Origin of the sequence: Janthinobacterium aquaticum (assembly GCF_009208565.1) — a bacterium.
In the GTDB taxonomy this organism is placed as follows: Bacteria; Pseudomonadota; Gammaproteobacteria; order Burkholderiales; family Burkholderiaceae_D; genus Janthinobacterium.
In genome coordinates, this window is record NZ_WFLK01000006.1 from 152,769 (window position 1) to 171,402 (window position 18,634).

Below are 18,634 nucleotides of genomic sequence, written 5' to 3' on the forward strand. Positions count from 1 at the left end.
CTTATTTCGACAGGTTCTTGCCAATCACGCGCATCAGGAAGAATGCGGCGATATTGGCGATCAGCACGGCAAACAGCGCGCCAGCCGATGCAGCGCCGATGTCATACGACAGCAAGGCCTGCTGGTAAATCATGAAGGTGATGGTGGTGGTGTCGAAACCCGGCCCGCCGCCGGTGGTGGTAAAGATCTCGGCAAACACCGACAGCAAAAAGATCATCTCGATCATCAGCACGACCGACACGGCGCGGCCCAGGTGCGGGATATACAGATAGCGCAGCTGCTGCAGATAGGTGGCGCCGTCCATGCGCGCCGCTTCGAGCTGCTCGCGGTCCATCGACTGCAGTGCCGTCATGAAGATCAGGCAGGCAAACGGCAGCCACTGCCACGACACCATCATGATGATCGACACCAGAGGATGGGCCGACAGCCAGTCGACCGGGGTGGCGCCAAAGAAAATGCTGATCTGCGCAAACAGGCCGTAGATCGGGTTGAGCAGCATGTTTTTCCACATCAGTGCATTGACTGCCGGCATGACGAGAAACGGTGAAATCAGCAGCACGCGCACCACCGCGCGGCCGGGAAACGCTTCATTGATCAGCAGACCCAGCGCGGTGCCCAGCACCACCGTGATCAGCATCACGGAAAACAGCAGCGTGAAAGTATTTTGCAGCGCCGGCAAAAAAGAGGCGTCGGTAAAGAAAAAGTGAAAATTGTCGAAGCCATGGAAAGGATGGCCGCTCGGGTCCAGCATGGAATAGCGCACGAAGCTGTAGAACAGCGTGATCAGCAGCGGCACCACCGAAATGATGGACACGGCCACCACCGCCGGCATCAGCAAGGCGCGGGGGATAATGCGGTTCATAGGAGTCTCTTGGGGCGAGGGAAATCAATTCAACCCGCAAGGCGAACAGGCTGGGGTCGGACCCTCAGGGTTCGACCCCAGGTGTAGCCCTGGGGTTAAAACAGCGCAAACGGCGAGTTAAAAACAGACCCGCTCTATTTGTAATAGCCACCCTTGCGCATCTCGCGCTCGGCCGTCTGCTGCGACAGTTGCAGCGCCTGCTCGACCGTCACCTTGCCCAGCAAGGCAGCGGCCATCTGCTGGCCGGCAGCCACGCCGATCACCTGGAATTCGGGGATCGAGGCAAACTGCACGCCCACGTATGGCGATGGCGGCAAGGTGCTTTGCACGTTGCGGGTGGTGGCCAGCGCCTTGCCTTCGGCGGCGGCAAATACCGCGGCCTTCTGGAATTCGGGATTGGCGTAGGTCGACTTGCGCGTGCCCGTCGGCACATTGGCCCAGCTGGTCTCTTTGGCCACCAGCTTGATATAGTCAGGCGAGGTGGCCCAGTTGATAAAGCGCTGCGCTTCGTTCGGATGCTTGGAGCTCGATGGAATGGCCAGCGACCAGATCCACAGCCAGTTGGCGCCGCGCTCGGTCACGCCGACCGGCGACTGGGCAAAGGCCACCTTGTCGGCCACCTTGCTTTGCTTGGGATCGGTGATGAACGACGCGGCAATGGTCGCGTCGATCCACATGCCGCACTTGCCCTGGTTGAACAGCGCCAGGTTTTCATTGAAGCTGTTGGCGGCGGCGCCCGGCGGACCGTATTTTTTCATCAGGTCGACATACATCGTGACCGCGTCTTTCCACGGTTTGCTGGTAAATTGCGGCTTCCATTTCATGTCGAACAGCTGGCCGCCGTAGGAGTTTGCGATGGTGGTGATGAGTGCCATATTGTCGCCCCAGCCCGGTTTGCCGCGCAGGCAGATGCCATACACGCCGTTGGCCGGATCGTGGATCTTGGCTGCCACGTCGCGGATATGGTCCCAGCTCGGACGGTCTTCGATGGTCATGCCGGCTTTTTTCACCAGGTCGCTGCGGTACATGATCATCGAGCTTTCGCCGTAGAACGGCGACGCATACAGCTTGCCGTCGCCGGACAGGCCTTCGCGAATCGCCGGCAGCAGGTCGTCGACCTCGTATTTGGCGTCCGGCTTGATCGGGATCAGCCAGTTTTTCTTGCCCCAGATCGGCGTTTCATACAGGCCGATGGTCATCACGTCGAACTGGCCGCCCTTGGTGGCGATATCGGTGGTCATACGCTGGCGCAAGATGCCCTCTTCCAGCGTCACCCATTTGAGTTTGATGTCGGGATTGGCCTGCTCGAAGAACTTGCTGAGCTTTTGCATCTCGATCATATGGCCATTGTTGACGGTGGCAATCACCAGGTCGGTGGCGGCGTGAACGGCAGGGGCGATGAAAAACAAGCCGGCGCACAGCGCGGCCAGGGGAAAGCGTTTCATTGAATGTCTCCGGTGTGTTTTTTTATTGGGCGATGCGGCTGCTGGCACCACCTCATCAATGTATCACCGGATTTTCAGGCGGCCTGATACTCCAAAACCGCAATTCGATACTCTATTGCACAGGCTTGACGTACCAGAGTATCAGTATTGGATAAAAACAACACTTTTGAAGAAAGTGCGAAGAATTGTTCATTTTCATTCATTTTCTATCGTCCCAGTAAAAAAAGCACTGCTAGACTTGCTCCTGCGGCATTAGACCGCACGTGCCGGTCGCGGGACACTCCTGACGCTGGCGCTTCAACACATAGCTTATTCTGGAGACAGTATGAATCGCACTGCATTGAAATCCCTGCCGGCCGCCCTGACTTTGGCCCTCGTTGCATTTGCCAGCGGCGCCGCCATGGCAGACCCGATGTACCCATCCGATTCCGAAGGCTTCCACGGCTACCTGCGCGCTGGCGCCGGCAGCAACACCTCGGGCGATGGCGGTTCGCAAGGCTGCTTCGGCCTGGGCGGCAACACCATGAAATACCGCCTCGGTAACGAGTGCGACGCCTACGCCGAATTCGGCTACACCAAGTCGGTCGCCAAGTCGGGCAACGTCAACTACCTGGCCACCGTGTGGGTCAACGCCTACGCACCGAACTCGGACTTCGGCGACAACAAACTGGGCATCGTCAAAGCCTACGTCGAAGCACAAGGCCTCGATTTCCTGAACGGCGGCACGGCCTGGATCGGTAAGCGTTTCTACTACCGTCCTGACATCCATATGCTGGACCTGCAGTACATCAACATGAACGGTACCGGCGCCGGTCTGGACCGCATCCCGATGGGCCCAGGCAAATTCTCGTACGCCTTCTTCAAGGACAACGATATCAACACCCGCGATCCGGTCACCGGCGCGATCCTGGGCACCCGTTCGGCCGCACGCCAGAACTTTATCTGGGGCGACATTCCGGTTAACGCCAACGGCACGCTGGACCTGGCTGCCACCTACATCATTGCCGAAGGCAAGGACAACGATATCTTTGGCCCGAAACATAACGGCTGGCAAGTATCGGCCTTCCACCGTCAAGGCAAGGTGTATGGCGGCGGCAACACCTTCGGCGTGCAGTACGGCGTCGGCCCTGGTATCGGCCAGGATGGCGGCGGCCAGCTCGGCGCTTCCGGCGACACCCGCTACGGTTCGGACCGCAAGCGTACCCGCGTGTTCAATGACATGGCGATCCAGCCGATGGAAAACTTCGGCATGGAATTTGTCGCCCTGTGGCAAAAAGATGAATCGAACGCCGGTTCGTCGACCTGGACCTCGATCGGCGCACGTCCTGTGTACGCCTTCACCAACAACTTCAAACTCGTTGGCGAACTGGGCACGGACCGCGTGACGCAATCGGGTGGCCCGGCCAAGCGCCTGACCAAGCTGACCATTGCACCGACCATCTCGGCCGGTCCTGGCCTGTGGTCGCGTCCTGAACTGCGCGCTTTTGTGACCTACGGCAAATGGAACGATGCGGCGACCGCTTCGGTCAACGCGTCCAACAACGGCGGCCCGATCTACAACAACAATACCAGCGGTACCTCGTACGGCTTCCAGGTGGAAACCTGGTTCTGATGATGGTTGCAGGCCCGCACCGGGCCTGAGCTGTTGCATCGAAGGGCGGAACTGCGGTTCCGCCCTTTTCTTTTGCCGGTCTTACTGGCCAGCTTTGGGATAGTACATCTCGTAAAACCACGGCGTGGCGCACCGATGGTGCGGTCTTTGGCAAACAACAGATCAGCGCGTCCCATGCGGTCGTGGTCGGCCAGATGATTGATAAAATCAAGCAGGATGGTACGCTGGTGCTGCGCCTCGATCGAGCCGTAGATCTGTCCCAGCTCACGCACGCAGATCGCCAGTTTAGCCTTCGGCGCCAGTTCCAGCAGCAACTCAACACTATTGTTCTTGTCGACCACGGCCAGCTTGCCGCAATCACGGTACCAGCCGCGCACGAAACCCTGCATGCCGCCTTTCAAATGGGCATAGCCGGTCTCAAATGCCTGGTCCAGCTGGGACAGAAAAAAGCGTCATCGCTGACCATGTGCCGCATGCCTGTCACAAGGTGGCACAAAGGCGAACTATTGCTTTCGCAATGCAAATCCGGATGCTGCGCCAGCAACTGACACAGCAAGGTGGAGCCGGCACGCGGCAAGCCCGCGACACCGATAAATCGTGCTGTCATGAAAATCGGTCTTTCATATCAAATCAAACCATGGTCTGGGAGCTGAACTTTTTACGATTATAGGACGATAGGCTACGCCGGCAAAAAAATGCCGCCGCATGCAAGGCACGCGGCGGCATTCGATCAAAGCCCGGATTTGGCCTTGATAAACTTCAAGACATTATTGCGCTTCCAGGCTGGTATTGCTATTGCCACCCGGCAGGCGCAACCCCGTATCGATCACGTTCAGGCGCAGCCCTGGCAGCACATTAGGCGTCACCGCGCCGGTCAGCTGCACCGTCGGACCATTGCCGGTACTGCTGGTGGCACCAGTATTGCCGTTATTAGACTCGCCAGTGGCCACCGCGACCACATCGGCCTTGCTGTCAGCACGTTCACCTGTGGCCACCATGTCAGCCTGTACCATATTGCCCTGCGACGGCGCCACGTTGACGGTGCCGATCACGCTGGCCAGCGCGCTTTGCAGCACTTCGGTCGGTTGGACGGTCAGTACCCCCGGCGTATAGGTCAGCGCATAGTTGACCGAGGACTGGCCCGAGGCCGACACCAGATAGTTACCCGCAGGCGAAGCGGTACTGGCATTGGTGGCATAGGCCAGATTGCCACTGACTTCATTGGCCAAGGTATCGCCGGCCAGCAGGCCGGTATAGGTGGCGCTGAAATCAGGATTGGCGCGGCCCTGGTCCTTCTCGGCGTTGTCAACCTTCACTCCGAGCGCTACCTGGCTGATGCTCGCCGTGGTGCTTACCGTGGAACTGACCACATAGTTCCCCGCATCGGCGCCAGCGAGCGCAATGCCATTGACCGTGATCGTCTTGTTGACTCCGGCATTTTTGTCGGCAAAGCGCGCGCCACTATTACTGATCGTCAGTACATCACCGGCAATGCGGTTGTCGCTGAGTGTAACGCTGGCATTGGTGGTGGTGTCATAAGCGCGCGAGGCACCGGTGGCCCTGATTACCAGGCTGGCCGGTGTAATGCTGGCGCTCAAGCCAGTGGGATTGCTGACCGTGTAGTTCGATGCCGATCCCGTGCCATCGACCAGCGTGGTGCCGCTCACCGTCACGGCCTTGCCATTGGCCGCATTCTTGTCGGCAAAAGCTGCACTCTGGCCGGCAATCCCCAGCGTCTCGCCTGCCACCAGACCGTTCAGGCTGCCACCGGACAAGCTGGCAGTCGCATTGCCGTCATACACTTTGTTGCTTGCCAGCTGGCCGGTGACCGTCAGCGCTTTGGGCGTAATACTGGCTGTCAAGCCGGTCGGGTTGCTGACCGTGTAGTTGCTGGCCAGGCCGCTTGCCGTATCGAGCAGCGTGGTACCGGTTACCGTGACCGCCTTGCCATTGGCGGCGTTCTTGTCGCTGAAGCTGGCGACCTGGCCACCGAAGTTCAGCACTTCGCTGCCAACGAGGCCGCTCAGCACGCCGCCGGTCAGGCTGGCAACCGCATTGCCGTCATAGACCTTGTTGCCAGCCAGCTGGCCGGTGACCGTCAGCGCTTTTGGCGTAATGCTGGCTGTCAAGCCGGTCGGGTTGCTGACCGTGTAATTGCTGGCCAGGCCACTTGCCGTATCGAGCAGCGTGGTACCGGTGACCGTGACCGCTTTGCCGTTGGCGGCGTTCTTGTCGCTGAAGCTGGCGACCTGGCCGCCGAAGTTCAGCGCTTCGCTGCCGACCAGACCATTCAACACGCCGCCAGTCAGGCTGGCAACCGCATTGCCGTCATAGACCTTGTTGCCCGCCAGCTGGCCAGTGATCGTCACCGCTTTTGGCGTAATGCTGGCCGTCAAGCCGGTTGGATTGCTGACCGTATAGTTGCTGGCCAGGCCAGTGGCGGTATCAACCAGCGTGGTGCCGGTGACTGTGACGGTTTTGCCATTGGCCGCGTTCTTGTCGCTGAACACGGCGGTTTGACCCGCAAAGCCCAGGGTTTCGCCGCCCACCAGACCACTCAGGGCGCCGCCGGACAAGCTGGCGACGGTATTGCCGTCATAGACTTTATTGCCGGCCAACTGGCCGGTCACCGTCAGTGCCTTGGCCGTAATGCTGGCCGTCAAGCCGGTCGGGTTGCTGACCGTATAGTTGCTGGCCAGGCCAGTGGCGGTATCGACCAGCGTGGTGCCGGTGACTGTGACAGATTTGCCGTTGGCCGCATTCTTGTCGCTGAACACAGCGGTTTGACCCGCAAAGCCCAGGGTTTCGCCGCCCACCAGACCACTCAGGGCGCCGCCGGACAGGCTGGCGACGGTATTGCCATCGTAGACCTTGTTGCCGGCCAACTGACCGGTCACCGTCAAAGCCTTGGCCGTGATGCTGGCGCTCAAGCCGGTCGGGTTGCTGACCGTATAGTTGCTGGCCAGGCCAGTGGCGGTATCGACCAGCGTGGTGCCGGTGACTGTGACGGTTTTGCCATTGGCCGCGTTCTTGTCGCTGAACACGGCGGTTTGACCCGCAAAGCCCAGGGTTTCGCCGCCCACCAGACCACTCAGGGCGCCGCCGGACAGGCTGGCGACGGTATTACCGTCGTAGACTTTATTGCCCGCCAGCTGACCAGTCACCGTCAGGGCCTTGGCCGTGATGCTGGCGCTCAAGCCGGTCGGGTTGCTGACCGTGTAGTTGCTGGCCAGGCCGCTTGCCGTATCGAGCAGCGTGGTGCCCGTTACCGTGACCGTCTTGCCATTGGCGGCGTTCTTGTCGCTGAACACGGCGCTCTGGCCACCAAAGCCCAGGGTTTCGCCATCGACCAGACCGCTCAGGGCGCCACCGGACAGGCTGGCGACGGTATTGCCGTCGTAGACCTTGTTACCAGCCAGCTGACCGCTTACCGTCAGCGCTTTGGGCGTAATACTGGCCGTCAAGCCGGTCGGGTTGCTGACCGTATAGTTGCTGGCCAGACCACTGGCGGTATCGACCAGCGTGGTGCCGGTGACTGTGACCGCTTTGCCGTTGGCCGCGTTCTTGTCGCCGAAGCTGGCGACCTGGCCGCCGAAGTTCAGCGCTTCGCCGCCAACGAGGCCGCTCAGCACGCCGCCGGTAAGGCTGGCAACCGCATTGCCGTCATAGACCTTGTTGCCAGCCAGCTGGCCGGTGACCGTCAGCGCTTTTGGCGTTATGCTGGCTGTCAGGCCGGTCGGGTTGCTGACCGTATAGTTGCTGGCCAGACCGGTGCCATTAGCCAGCGTCGCGCCGCTTGCCGTTACGGCAATATTGCTGGCCGCATTTTGTGATGCAAAAGTGCCCGTCAAACCGGACAACGACAAGGTTTCACCACCGACCAGGCCACTCAAGGCGCCGCCCGTCACGCTTGCTGCCAGCGTGCCGTCATACACCTTGTTACCCGCCGTCGCGCCCGTCACCGTCAGCGCTTTCGGCGTGATGGCGCCCGTGCCGCTGGCAATGCTGCTGGCCAGACTGTAATTGCCCGCGTCCGTGCCGCCCAGGACGATGCCTTCGACGTTCACCGTTTTAGTACCCGCGTTCTTGTCGCTGAACGTGGCCTTGGTGGCGGTAAATGACAGGCTGTCGCTGCCCAGCACGCCATTGTAAGTGGCGCCGGCGTTCAAAGTGGCGGCGTCGCTGCCATCATACGTTTTGGTCACGGCCGTGATGCCGCTGACGCTGGCAATTTGCGCCTGGGTAATGGTGCCCGTGCCAGTGCCGGTGACTGCCGTCAGATTGTAGTTGCCGGCATCGGCACCGCCCAGTGACAGGCCGCTGGCGTTGACAACCTTGCCGCTGCCGGCATTCTTGTCATTGAAAGTGGCCGAGGCCGCGCTGACATTCAAGGCATCGCCATTGACCATGCCGGCAAAGGTTGCGCCCGCATTGCTGACAGTGGCTTTGGTGCTGGTGTCATAGACCTTGCTGCCGGCCAGAATGCCGGTCACACCGGTGATGGACGCCTGGCTGATACTGGCCTTGGTGCTGGCCGTACTGGCGCTCAAGCTGTAGTTGCCGGCATCCGCGCCAGCGAGCACGATATCGCTGATGGTCACCGTCTTGCCGGTGGCCGCATTCTTGTCAGCAAACAGCCCTGCCCCGCTGGCGCTCAACTGGTCGCCGGCGACCATGCCTGCAAACGTCGCACCGCTGGTATCGAGGGTGGCGCCCCGGGTGCCGTCATACACCTTGTCGCCGGCGGTAATGCCGGCCACGCCCGTGATGGTCGCCTGGCTGATACTGGCCTTGGTGCTGGCCGTATTGGCGCTCAAGGTGTAGTTGCCGGCGTCCGCGCCAGCAAGCGCGATATCACTGATAGTCACGGTCTTGCCAGTAGCCGCATTCTTGTCAGCAAACAGTCCTGCCCCGCTCGCGCTCAACTGGTCGCCAGCGACCATGCCTGCAAAAGTCGCGCCGCTGGTATCGAGGGTGGCGCCTCGGGTGCCGTCATATACCTTGTCGCCAGCAGCAATACCACTTACGCCGGTAATGACGGCCTTGGCGATATCGCCGGTGCCGGTGCCGATAGTGCTGGCCAGGGTGTAATTGCCCGCGTCGGTGCCGCCCAGCACGATACCTTCGACATTGACGGTCTTGCCGGTGGCGGCGTTCTTGTCGCTGAAGGTCGCCTTGGTGGCACTGAACGACAGGCTGTCGCTACCCAGCAAGCCGTTGTAGGTGGCACCGGCGTTCAAGGTGGCGGCGTCGCTTCCGTCATAGGTTTTGGTCACGGCCGTGATGCCGCTGACGCTGGCAATTTGCGCCTGGGTAATGGTACCCGTGCCGCTGCCGGTGACTGCCGTCAGATTGTAGTTGCCGGCATCGGCACCGCCCAGTGACAAGCCAGTGGCGTTGACAACCTTGCCGCTGCCGGCGTTCTTGTCGACGAAGTTGGCCGAGGTGGCGCTGACATTCAAGGCGTCGCCATTGAACATGCCGGCAAACGTCGCGCCGGCATTGCTGACCGTGGCCGTGGTGGTGGCGTCATAGGTCTTGCTGCCAGCGATGATACCCGTCACGCCGGTAATCTGTGCCTGGGTGATGCTGCCAGTACCTGCGCCAGTCACCGCCGTCAGATTGTAGTTGCCGGCATCGGCACCGCCCAGTGACAGGCCGCTGGCATTAACGGCCTTGCCGCTGCCGGCGTTCTTGTCGGTGAAGTTGGCCGAGGTGGCGCTGACATTCAAGGCGTCGCCATTGAACATGCCGGCAAACGTCGCGCCAGCGCTGCTGACCGTGGCCGTGGTCGTGGCGTCATAGGTCTTGCTGCCAGCGATGATGCCCGTCACGCCGGTAATCTGTGCCTGGGTGATGCTGCCAGTACCTGCGCCAGTCACCGCCGTCAGATTGTAGTTGCCGGCATCGGCACCGCCCAGTGACAAGCCGCTGGCGTTGACAACCTTGCCGCTGCCGGCGTTCTTGTCGATGAAGTCGGCCGAAGTGGCGCTGACAGTCAAGGCGTCGCCACCGAACATGCCGGCAAACGTGGCGCCGGCGTTGCTGACGGTGGCTGTGGTGGTCGCGTCATATACTTTGGTGCCGCCCACAAAGCCGGTCACGCCCGTGATGTTCGCCTTGGCGATATCGGCTTTGACATCGATCGGGTTGCTGACCGTGTAGTTGCTGGCAAGACCGCCGTTGCTGCCGTCGGCCAGCGTGGCGCCACTGACGATGATGGCTTTGTCGGTGCCGGCGTTCTTGTCGCCGAAAGCACCCGAGAGGCCGGACAGGCCCAGGGTTTCCGAGCCGACCAGGCCGCTCAAGGCGCCACCGGTGACGGTGGCCTTGGTGGTGCTGTCATAGACCTTGTTGCCGGCCGTCACGCCGGTGACGCTCAAGGCTTTTTGCGCAATGCTGGCAGTCAGGCTGCCAGCGACCGTGTAATTGCTGCCAAGGCCACCGTTGCTGCCATTGGCCAGCGTGGCGCCGGTAATATTGACAGCCTTGTCGTTGCCGGCATTCTTGTCGCCGAACGCGCCACTCAAGCCTGTCAGGCCGACAGTTTCCAAACCGACAAAACCGCCCAACGTGCCGCCCGTAATGGTGGCATCGCGCGTGCCGTCATAGGTTTTATCAAGCGCCAGCGAGCCGGTTACGGTCAGGACTTTTTGCGTGATATTGCCGGTAACACCAGTCGGATTGCTGACCGTGTAATTGCTGGCCAGACCCGTGCCGTCAAGCAGGCTGACGCCCGATACCGTTACCGCCTTGCCGTTGCCGGCGTTCTTGTCGACAAATACGCCGCTGCCGCCCGATATCACCAGCGTCTCGCTGCCGACCAGGCCGCTGAGGTTGCCGCCGGCCAGCGTTGCTGCGGTGGTGCCGTCATAGACCTTGCTGCCGGCCGTCATGCCCGTCACGGTCAGTGCTTTCGGCGTGATGTTCGCCGTCAGGCCGGTCGGGTTGCTGATCGTGTAGTTCGCGGCCAGGCCACCGCCGCCGCCATTGCCCAGGGTGGCGCCTGATACCGTCACCGTTTTGCCGGTGCCGACATTGGCGTTGTCAAACGCTGCCGTCAACCCGCTCACGGCCACGCTTTCCGTACCGACCAGCCCACTGATCGAACCACCCAGCAGACTGGCAGTGGTGTTGCCGTTGTAGACCTTGCTACCGGCAGTCATGTTAATAATGCTCAAGGCTTTGGGCGTAATGGCCGCCGTGCCGCTGCCAGTAGTTGCTGTCAGAACATAGTTGGCCACATCGGTACCACCGAGCGTCAGGCCGCTGGCGTTGACGGTTTTGCCGCTGCCGGCATTCTTGTCGGCAAAGGCTGCCGAAGTAGCGCTGACCGTGAGCGCGTCGCCATTGACCATGCCGGCAAAGGTGGCGCCGGCATTGCTGACAGTGGCCTTGGTATTGCCGTCATAGACCTTGTCGCCGGCCACGATGTTGCTGACCGCGCTGATGCTGGCCTGGCTGATATTGGCCGTCACGCCGGTCGGATTGCTGACGCTATAGTTGCTGGCCAGTCCGGTGCCGTCGCTCAGGGTCGCGCCAGTGATGATGACGCCCTTGGCGATGCCTGCGTTCTTGTCTGCAAAAGCGCCCGCCAGGCCGGACAGGCCCAGGGTTTCGCCACCAACCAGGCCACTCAGGCTGCCACCGGTGACGGTGGCCTTGGTGGTGCCGTCATAGACTTTGCTGGTGCCCGCCACGCCGGTGACTGTCAATGCTTTTTGCGCGATGCTGGCCGACAGGCCGGTAACTGTGCCAACCGAGTAATTACTGGCCAGGCCACCATTACTGCCATCGGACAAGACCCCGCCGGTGATGCTGACGGCCTTGCCGCTGCCGGCATTCTTGTCGACAAACGTGCCGGTGAGGCTGCTCAGGCCCACCGTTTCCGTGCCTATCGTGCCGCTCAGGCTGCCGCCTGTAATGGTGGCGCCAAGCGCGCCGTCATAGGTTTTGTCAGACGCCAGCGCACCGGTGACAGTCAGGACTTTTTGCGTGATATTGCCGGTAACACTGGTCGGATTGCTGACCGTGTAATTGCTGGCCAGACCCGTGCCGTCGAGCAGGCTGACGCCCGACACCGTTACCGCCTTGCCGTTGCCGGCGTTCTTGTCGACAAATACGCCGCTGCCACCCGATATCACCAGCGTCTCGCTGCCGACCAGGCCGCTGAGGTTGCCGCCGGCCAGCGTTGCTGCGGTGGTGCCGTCATAGACCTTGCTGCCGGCCGTCATGCCCGTCACCGTCAGTGCTTTCGGCGTAATGTTCGCCGTCAGGCCGGTCGGGTTGCTGATCGTGTAGTTCGCGGCCAGGCCACCGCCGCCGCCATTGCCCAGCGTTGCGCCCGATACCGTCACCGTTTTGCCGGTGCCGACATTGGCGTTGTCAAACGCTGCCGTCAAACCGCTCACGGCCACGCTTTCCGTACCGACCAGCCCACTGATCGAACCACCCAGCAGACTGGCAGTGGTGTTGCCGTTGTAGACCTTGCTACCGGCAGTCATGTTAATAATGGTCAGGGCTTTGGGCGTAATGGCCGCCGTGCCGCTGCCAGTAGTTGCTGTCAGAACATAGTTGGCCACATCGGTACCACCGAGCGTCAGGCCGCTGGCGTTGACGGTTTTGCCGCTGCCGGCATTCTTGTCGGCAAAGGCAGCCGAAGTAGCGCTGACCGTGAGCGCGTCGCCATTGACCATGCCGGCAAAGGTGGCGCCGGCATTGCTGACGGTGGCCTTGGTATTGCCGTCATAGACCTTGTCGCTGGCCACGATGTTGCTGACCGCGCTGATGCTGGCCTGGGTGATATTGGCCGTCACGCCGGTCGGATTGCTGACGCTATAGTTGCTGGCCAGTCCGGTGCCGTCGCTCAGGGTCGCGCCAGTGACGACGATGCCCTTGCCGGTCCCCACGTTCTTGTCTGCAAAGGCGCCCGAAAGGCCGGAAAGGCTCAGCGTTTCACTGCCGACCAGCCCACTCAGGCTGCCACCGCTGACGGTGGCTTTGGTGGTGCCATCATAGACCTTGCCGGTGCCCGTCACGCCGGTGACCGTCAAGGCTTTTTGCGTGATGTCGCCAGTCACGCCGGTCGGATTGGTCACCGAATAATTGCTGGCCAGGCCGCTGCCGTCGACCAGAGTCGTGCCGGTAACGGTCACGGCCTTGCCGGTGCCGGCGTCCTTGTTGTTGAAGGTGCCCGTCTGGCCGGACACACTCAAGGTTTCTCCGGTGACCAGGCCATTGAGGGTGCCGCCAGTCACGCTGGCCTTGGTATTGCCGTCATACGTCTTAGCGCTGACCGTCATGCCACTCACCGTCAGGGCCTTTTGTGTAATGCTGGCCGTCAGGCCCGTTACCGGGCCGACCGTGTAATTGCTGGCCAGGCCACCGCCAGTGCCGTCGGACAGGGTGCCGCCGGTTACCGTCACGGTCTTGCCGCTGGCGGCGTTCTTGTCGACAAAGGTGCCGGCAAGGCTGGACAGACCCAGCGTTTCCGAGCCGACCAGGCCGGACAGGGCGCCGCCGTTGATGGTGGCCGCCGTGCTGCCATCGTAGACCTTGTCGCTGGCTGTCGCGCCGGTCACCGTCAGCGCCTTGCGTGTGATATTGCCGGTCGCGCCGGTGGCGTTGCTGACCGTATAGTTGCTGGCCAGGCCGCTACCGTTACCCAGGGTGGCGCCGGTCACCGTCACGGCTTTGCCGTTGCCAGCGTTCTGGTCGTTGAATGTCCCGCTCTGGCCGGACAGGGTCAGGGTTTCGCCGCTCACCAGGCCATTGAGGGTACCGCCCGAAATGGTGGCCTTGGTGTCACCGTCGTAGGCTTTGCTGGCAACGGTCACGCCGCTGACCGTCAGGGTTTTTTGCGTGATATTGGCCGACAGGCCCGTCACGCTGCCGACCGTGTAGTTGCTGGCCAGGCCACCGTTGCTGCCATCGCTCAAGGTGCCACCGGTAACCGTCACGGCAATGCCATTGCCGGCGTTCTGGTCGGCAAAGCTGCCCGACAGCGCGCCCAGGCCAACCGTTTCGCTGCCGATCATGCCGCCCAGGGTGCCGCCCGTAATCGCGGCCGCCTTGGTGCCGTCGTAAGTCTTGTTGCCGGCCACGGCGCCACTCACCGTCAAGGCTTTGGGCGTGATGCTGGCCGTCACGGTGGCATCCGCAAACGTGTAGTTGGACGCCAGGCCAGTGGTGCCGCCACTGCCGCCATCGCTCAGGGTGGCGTGGACGGTGACCGTCTTGTTATTGCCGGCGTTCTGGTCGGCGAATGTCGCAGTGCGGCTGGTGGTCAGCTCCTGGCTGCCCACCAGGCCGGAGATGGTCGCCTTGCTGATGCTGGCCGTCGTGTTGCCGTCATATTCTTTGTCACCCACCGACAGGCTGGCCCAGCTCAGGGCCTTGGGCGTGATGGTGCCGGTGATGGTGCCGGGCGAGGTGATCGAATAATTGCTGGCCAGGCCAGAACCATTCGACACGGTACCCAGCGTTACCGTCAGCGTCTTGTTGGTGCCGGCGTTGGCGTCCTGGTAAGTCCCGCTCGAGGTGCCGAGGTTCAGGGTTTCACCGCTTACCAGGCCAACAAAGGTACCGCCAGTCACGGTTGCCGACGCCAGATTGTCGTATACCTTGGTGGTCGCGGCCAGGCCGGTGACGGTCAGGGCTTTCTGCGTGATGGTGCCGGTCAGGCCGGTGGCCGAGACGATATAGTTGCCGCTGGCGCTGCCGGTGGTAGTTGCCGTCACGGCCTTGCCGGTGCCCACATCCTTGGTGTTGAAGGTGCCGGTGTTGTACGTCACGTTGGCGGTATCCTGCGACAGCACGCCCGACAGCGAGCCGCCCACCAGCGTGGCGGCGGTGGTGCCGTTATAGTCGCGGGTGGCCACCGTCGCGCCGCTCAATGTCACGCCCAGTTTGTCGATGGTCAGGGTCGCCGCGTTGGAACTGATGGCGTACCCGCGCTGGCCGGAATACAGGCCGCCGGCCGTGATGGCGTAGGTACCGGCGTTGACCGCGCTGCCCGCCGCGCCATAGTTCAGGCTACCTTGCAGCACCGCATTCGGGTTCGAGTAGGTGGCGCCCGGCGCCGTCCAGTTGCTGGTGCCGTCATAGGTCTTGGTGGCGTTCGAGGCAAACGTCACCTGCAGCGGCGTCATGAAGGCGCGCAGCAAGGGGTAGGTATTGGTGTCGTAGACGATCCACGTGCTGGCCAGATTCCAGCCCGGCCCGGTGTAGGTCGACAGCAGCTTCATTTGCGCCGTGCTCAAGCCGGTGCCTGCAGCGCTGTTCGGCACGGCACTAGTGGTGGTATCCCAGAAATTGCCACTGGCGGCGCCGTTGCTGAAGCTAGTCAGGCCGCCGATGCTATTGCCGCCGGTGACGGTGCCGCTGGCATAGTTGTTGGTCAGCGTGCCGGAACTCGTGCCAACCAGGCCGCCGATGTAGCTCGTACCGCTGACAGCACCGCTGGCGTAGCTGTTGCTGACGATGCCAGGCGCGCCGTTCCCGCCGACCAGGCCGCCGACCTGGGTGCCGCCCGACACGCTGCCCGTGCTGTAACTGCCGTCGACCAGGCCCTGGTTCAGCCCGACCAGCGCACCTGCGGCATCGCCGGCGATAACGCTGCCGCCTTCCAGACCGACATTGCGCACGATCGCAGTACCCGAGGTTACACCGAACAGGCCGCCGTAACTGTTGCTGGGTCGGTTGATCACCAGACCGGAAATGACATGGCCGGTGCCATCAAAAGTGCCGGTAAACGGCCTGCTGGTGTTGGCGCCGACCGGCACGAAGGTGCCGCCATTCCAGACATCGTTGGTGGTACCCGTGCTGGCCGCGTTGATATCCTGCTTCAGCGTGTAGTTGCCGGCCAGGTTCATCGCCATCAATTGCAGCTGGTGCGACGAGTAGATATTGGTGCTGTACTCGGCCGCCAGCATCGGCCCGGTGGCGCCTGTCGCGTTACCCGCGCCGTTGAGCGTGCCGTCGTTATTGACCATGACCCAGTTGTTGCCCGCCGCGCCGGTGGTGCTCGTGAAAGTAAAGGTGGAGAAGTTCGACGCGACTTGCATTTCAGCCGAAGTCAGGCCGATAATCGAGGTAGGGAAGGTGCTGCCGGAATTGACACCGATGCCGTTCAAGGTCGGATTCAGAGTCTTGTTGTAATACCCGCCACCAATCACCGGATTTGAGCCAGAAGCGATTTTGCCAATAACGCCGCCGATGTCTCCCGTGGCGCCTGGAAGCAGTGTCACTGCGCCGGACGAATAGACATTGCTGACCGAACTAGAGGCTGAATTGTTGCCAACCACGCCGCCTACGATCGTGCCGCCCGTTACCGTGCCAGTCGCATAACTGTTGCTGATGATGCCAGAATTGCCTCCCACCAAGCCCCCAATACCGCTGTTGACGAGCTTATTGGCGGTCACTGCACCAGTCGAGTAGCTATTGAGGATTTGGCCCGAGGTGAGATTATTGCTTACCAAACCGCCAGTCCAAGATGAGCCCGTCACGACACCGATGTTGAAGCTATTGCTAATTACACCAGTCGCGCGATTTTGATTGACCAAGCCGCCGGCACCAGTACCCGCTGTCACATTTCCTCTATTAAAACTGTTGATTATGCTGCCATAATTATCGCCAACCAACCCAGCGGCAACATATGGTGCGCTCACTACGCCCGTGTTATAGCTGTTTTCAATCTTGCTGTCTTTGGTCGTATTGGCAGCAACCAGCCCTCCCAGCCAGGGGTCAGTGTCTCCTGTCACGGTCACCGTGCTGCTGTTGCGGCTGTCGCTGATCGACCCACTATTACGTGCAACAAGGCCGCCTGCTGCGGCGCCAACCGTGACTGTCACAGTACCACCGCTGACATACGTATTACTGATGGTGCCGCTGTTGAAGGCAGACAGTGCGCCGATATTGCCTTGCGTACCGCTGATATTGGCGGCGATGACAGGCGCGACCAGGCCGATATTGCGGATGCTGCCAGCATTGGCACCGAACAGGCCCGCCACGCCGGCCGAGGCGGTGGTGGAGCTGTTCAAACCGGTAATCACATGGCCCAGGCCATCGAACTGGCCGGTAAATGGCACGGTGTTGGTGCCGATCGACGTAAAGCCATTGGCACCCCAGATTACCGTGTTCGCCGTACCGCTCGCATCGATATTGGCGCCCAACACGAAGTTGCCGTTCAGCGTATTTCTCAAGCCCTGCAAATCGGTGCCGGTGGTGCTGTTGGCAGCGCCCAGGGAGTTGATCACCGTATAGACGGTCGCCGTGCCGTCATTGCCCAGCTTGGTGCTGAAGTTCAGCCCCGATGGCAAGTCGATTTCGGCCTTGACATTGTAAGTGGACAGGTTGCTTGCCATAGCCGCCTGTTGCCCGTATTCCAGCGCCAGGCTGGCCGTGCCGGAACCGCGCAGCGGCTGGTTGATATTGATATTGTTTTGCGCCGTCAGCTTCAGCTGGTTGGCCGACCACGAAATCGTGTCGTTGACGTTGATGTTGCCCAGCGTGCCGCTGCCGCCCGAGATGCTCTGAATCTGGACACTGGTGCTCTTGAGCACATTGGTAAAAAACGCGCCGGTCTGGTCGCCGCCGGTGGCCGCGATGGTGTAGTCGGTCGGGTCGATCAGCCAGGTGCCGCTCGCGCCCTTGCTCGATGCCGTCGTCACTTTCAAGGCGTCATCAAGTTTCACATGCGCCGCCGAGGTATCGATAAAGCCGCCCTTGCCACCGGTCGGCGCGCTGGCGTCGAGCGTGCCGGCCGCGTTGACCGTGCCGCTCTGCATGTCGCCCAGCAGTTTGATGGTGCCGCTTTTCGTATCGATCGTCTGCGCTTCGATAATGCCGGTATTGTTGACCACTGTTTTGAGCAGGTCGCCTGCGGCCTGCGCACTGAGCAGCACGTTACCGCCATCGGCCCTGATCAGGCCACCGTTACTGACCAGCGCACCAACTGCACCCTGGTCCACCGTCACATTGAGCAGACCGTCACCGGCGACATCAAGCGTGATGGCGCGCCCGGCAGCCAGCGCCACCGAACCGAGGCGCGCCTGGATCGTGCCTTCATTCGACACATTGGCCCCCAGCAGTGCCACATAGCCGCCCGGCGCACTGATGGAGCCCTGGTTCAGCACGCGGCCGGCGCCATTGCCGGTAAACTTGTAATTGCCCGACATGAAGTCGGCATTGCTGATATCGAGCGTCGAACCCACCAGGCCAGCCGTATTGACCGAGGCGCCCTGCCCGAACAGAATGCCGTTCGGGTTCACGATAAACACCTTGCCGTTGGCCGACAGATTGCCCAGGATCGTCGTGCCGTCGCTGCCCAGCACCCGGTTCAGCGCTACCGAATTGCTGTTGGGCTGGTTGAAGCGGACCGACTCATTGGCGCCAATATTGAAATTGGCCCAGTTGATGACGGCGTTCTGGCTGCCCTGGTTGATGGTGGTCGAACCGGGCGCCCCGACGATCTGCGCCTGGCCGGCCACCACGGTGCCACCGGTCGGCCCGGCCAGCGCAAGCGAGCCAAACCCGAGCATCAGCGACGCGGCCAGCGCTTTCAGGGCGAACGCGGCGCCGCCACCACTCGAACCAGGAATGGAGCTCTTGCCGGCCGACTTGACGTTTTCGGAAACGGCGGCATAGGCGCCGGTGGCTTTGTTCCAGATTGAACGGTAGATATGATTCATGGCGGTGTCCTGGTGGTCCTGAAAG

6 protein-coding genes are annotated in these 18,634 nt (G+C 61.6%); 1 reads left to right on the forward strand and 5 read right to left on the reverse strand.

Annotated features, from left to right (window positions below; genetic code table 11):
* Window position 1: 1 nt before the first annotated feature.
* Window positions 2-862: a carbohydrate ABC transporter permease gene (locus tag GCM43_RS11865; RefSeq protein ID WP_152244456.1), complete on the reverse strand. Its 861-nt coding sequence runs from the start codon at window positions 860-862 to the stop codon at window positions 2-4.
* A gap of 134 nt (window positions 863-996) precedes the next feature.
* Window positions 997-2,307: an ABC transporter substrate-binding protein gene (locus tag GCM43_RS11870; RefSeq protein WP_152244458.1), complete on the reverse strand. Its 1,311-nt coding sequence runs from the start codon at window positions 2,305-2,307 to the stop codon at window positions 997-999.
* Between the two features lie 325 nt (window positions 2,308-2,632).
* Between GCM43_RS11870 and GCM43_RS11875 the strand changes: the two genes are divergently transcribed.
* Window positions 2,633-3,919, forward strand: a complete 1,287-nt coding sequence (locus GCM43_RS11875; protein WP_152244460.1) for a maltoporin — start codon at window positions 2,633-2,635, stop codon at window positions 3,917-3,919.
* Here GCM43_RS11875 and GCM43_RS11880 read toward each other — a convergent pair.
* The 3 genes from GCM43_RS11880 to GCM43_RS11885 all read right to left on the reverse strand — a co-directional run bounded on the left by GCM43_RS11880 (window position 3,862) and on the right by GCM43_RS11885 (window position 18,609).
* Window positions 3,862-4,308, reverse strand: a complete 447-nt coding sequence (locus GCM43_RS11880) for a hypothetical protein (RefSeq protein WP_193315601.1) — start codon at window positions 4,306-4,308, stop codon at window positions 3,862-3,864. The two genes, GCM43_RS11875 and GCM43_RS11880, sit on opposite strands and share 58 nt — an antisense overlap.
* 8 nt (window positions 4,309-4,316) lie before the next feature.
* On the reverse strand, window positions 4,317-4,526 hold the full coding sequence (locus tag GCM43_RS25815; protein WP_193315602.1) for a sulfotransferase: 210 nt from the start codon (window positions 4,524-4,526) through the stop codon (window positions 4,317-4,319).
* Window positions 4,527-4,686: 160 nt separating this feature from the next.
* Window positions 4,687-18,609, reverse strand: a complete 13,923-nt coding sequence (locus tag GCM43_RS11885; protein ID WP_152244462.1) for a YDG domain-containing protein — start codon at window positions 18,607-18,609, stop codon at window positions 4,687-4,689.
* Window positions 18,610-18,634 lie beyond the last annotated feature (25 nt).

Excerpts from the sequence above, each read along its gene's own strand:
- GCM43_RS11865 (WP_152244456.1), bottom strand. The coding sequence starts at position 862 with ATGAACCGCATTATCCCCCGCGCCTTGCTGATGCCGGCGGTGGTGGCC.
- GCM43_RS11870 (WP_152244458.1), bottom strand. The coding sequence starts at position 2,307 with ATGAAACGCTTTCCCCTGGCCGCGCTGTGCGCCGGCTTGTTTTTCATC.
- GCM43_RS11875 (WP_152244460.1), top strand. The coding sequence starts at position 2,633 with ATGAATCGCACTGCATTGAAATCCCTGCCGGCCGCCCTGACTTTGGCC.
- GCM43_RS11880 (WP_193315601.1), bottom strand. The coding sequence starts at position 4,308 with ATGCAGGGTTTCGTGCGCGGCTGGTACCGTGATTGCGGCAAGCTGGCC.
- GCM43_RS25815 (WP_193315602.1), bottom strand. The coding sequence starts at position 4,526 with ATGACAGCACGATTTATCGGTGTCGCGGGCTTGCCGCGTGCCGGCTCC.
- GCM43_RS11885 (WP_152244462.1), bottom strand. The coding sequence starts at position 18,609 with ATGAATCATATCTACCGTTCAATCTGGAACAAAGCCACCGGCGCCTAT.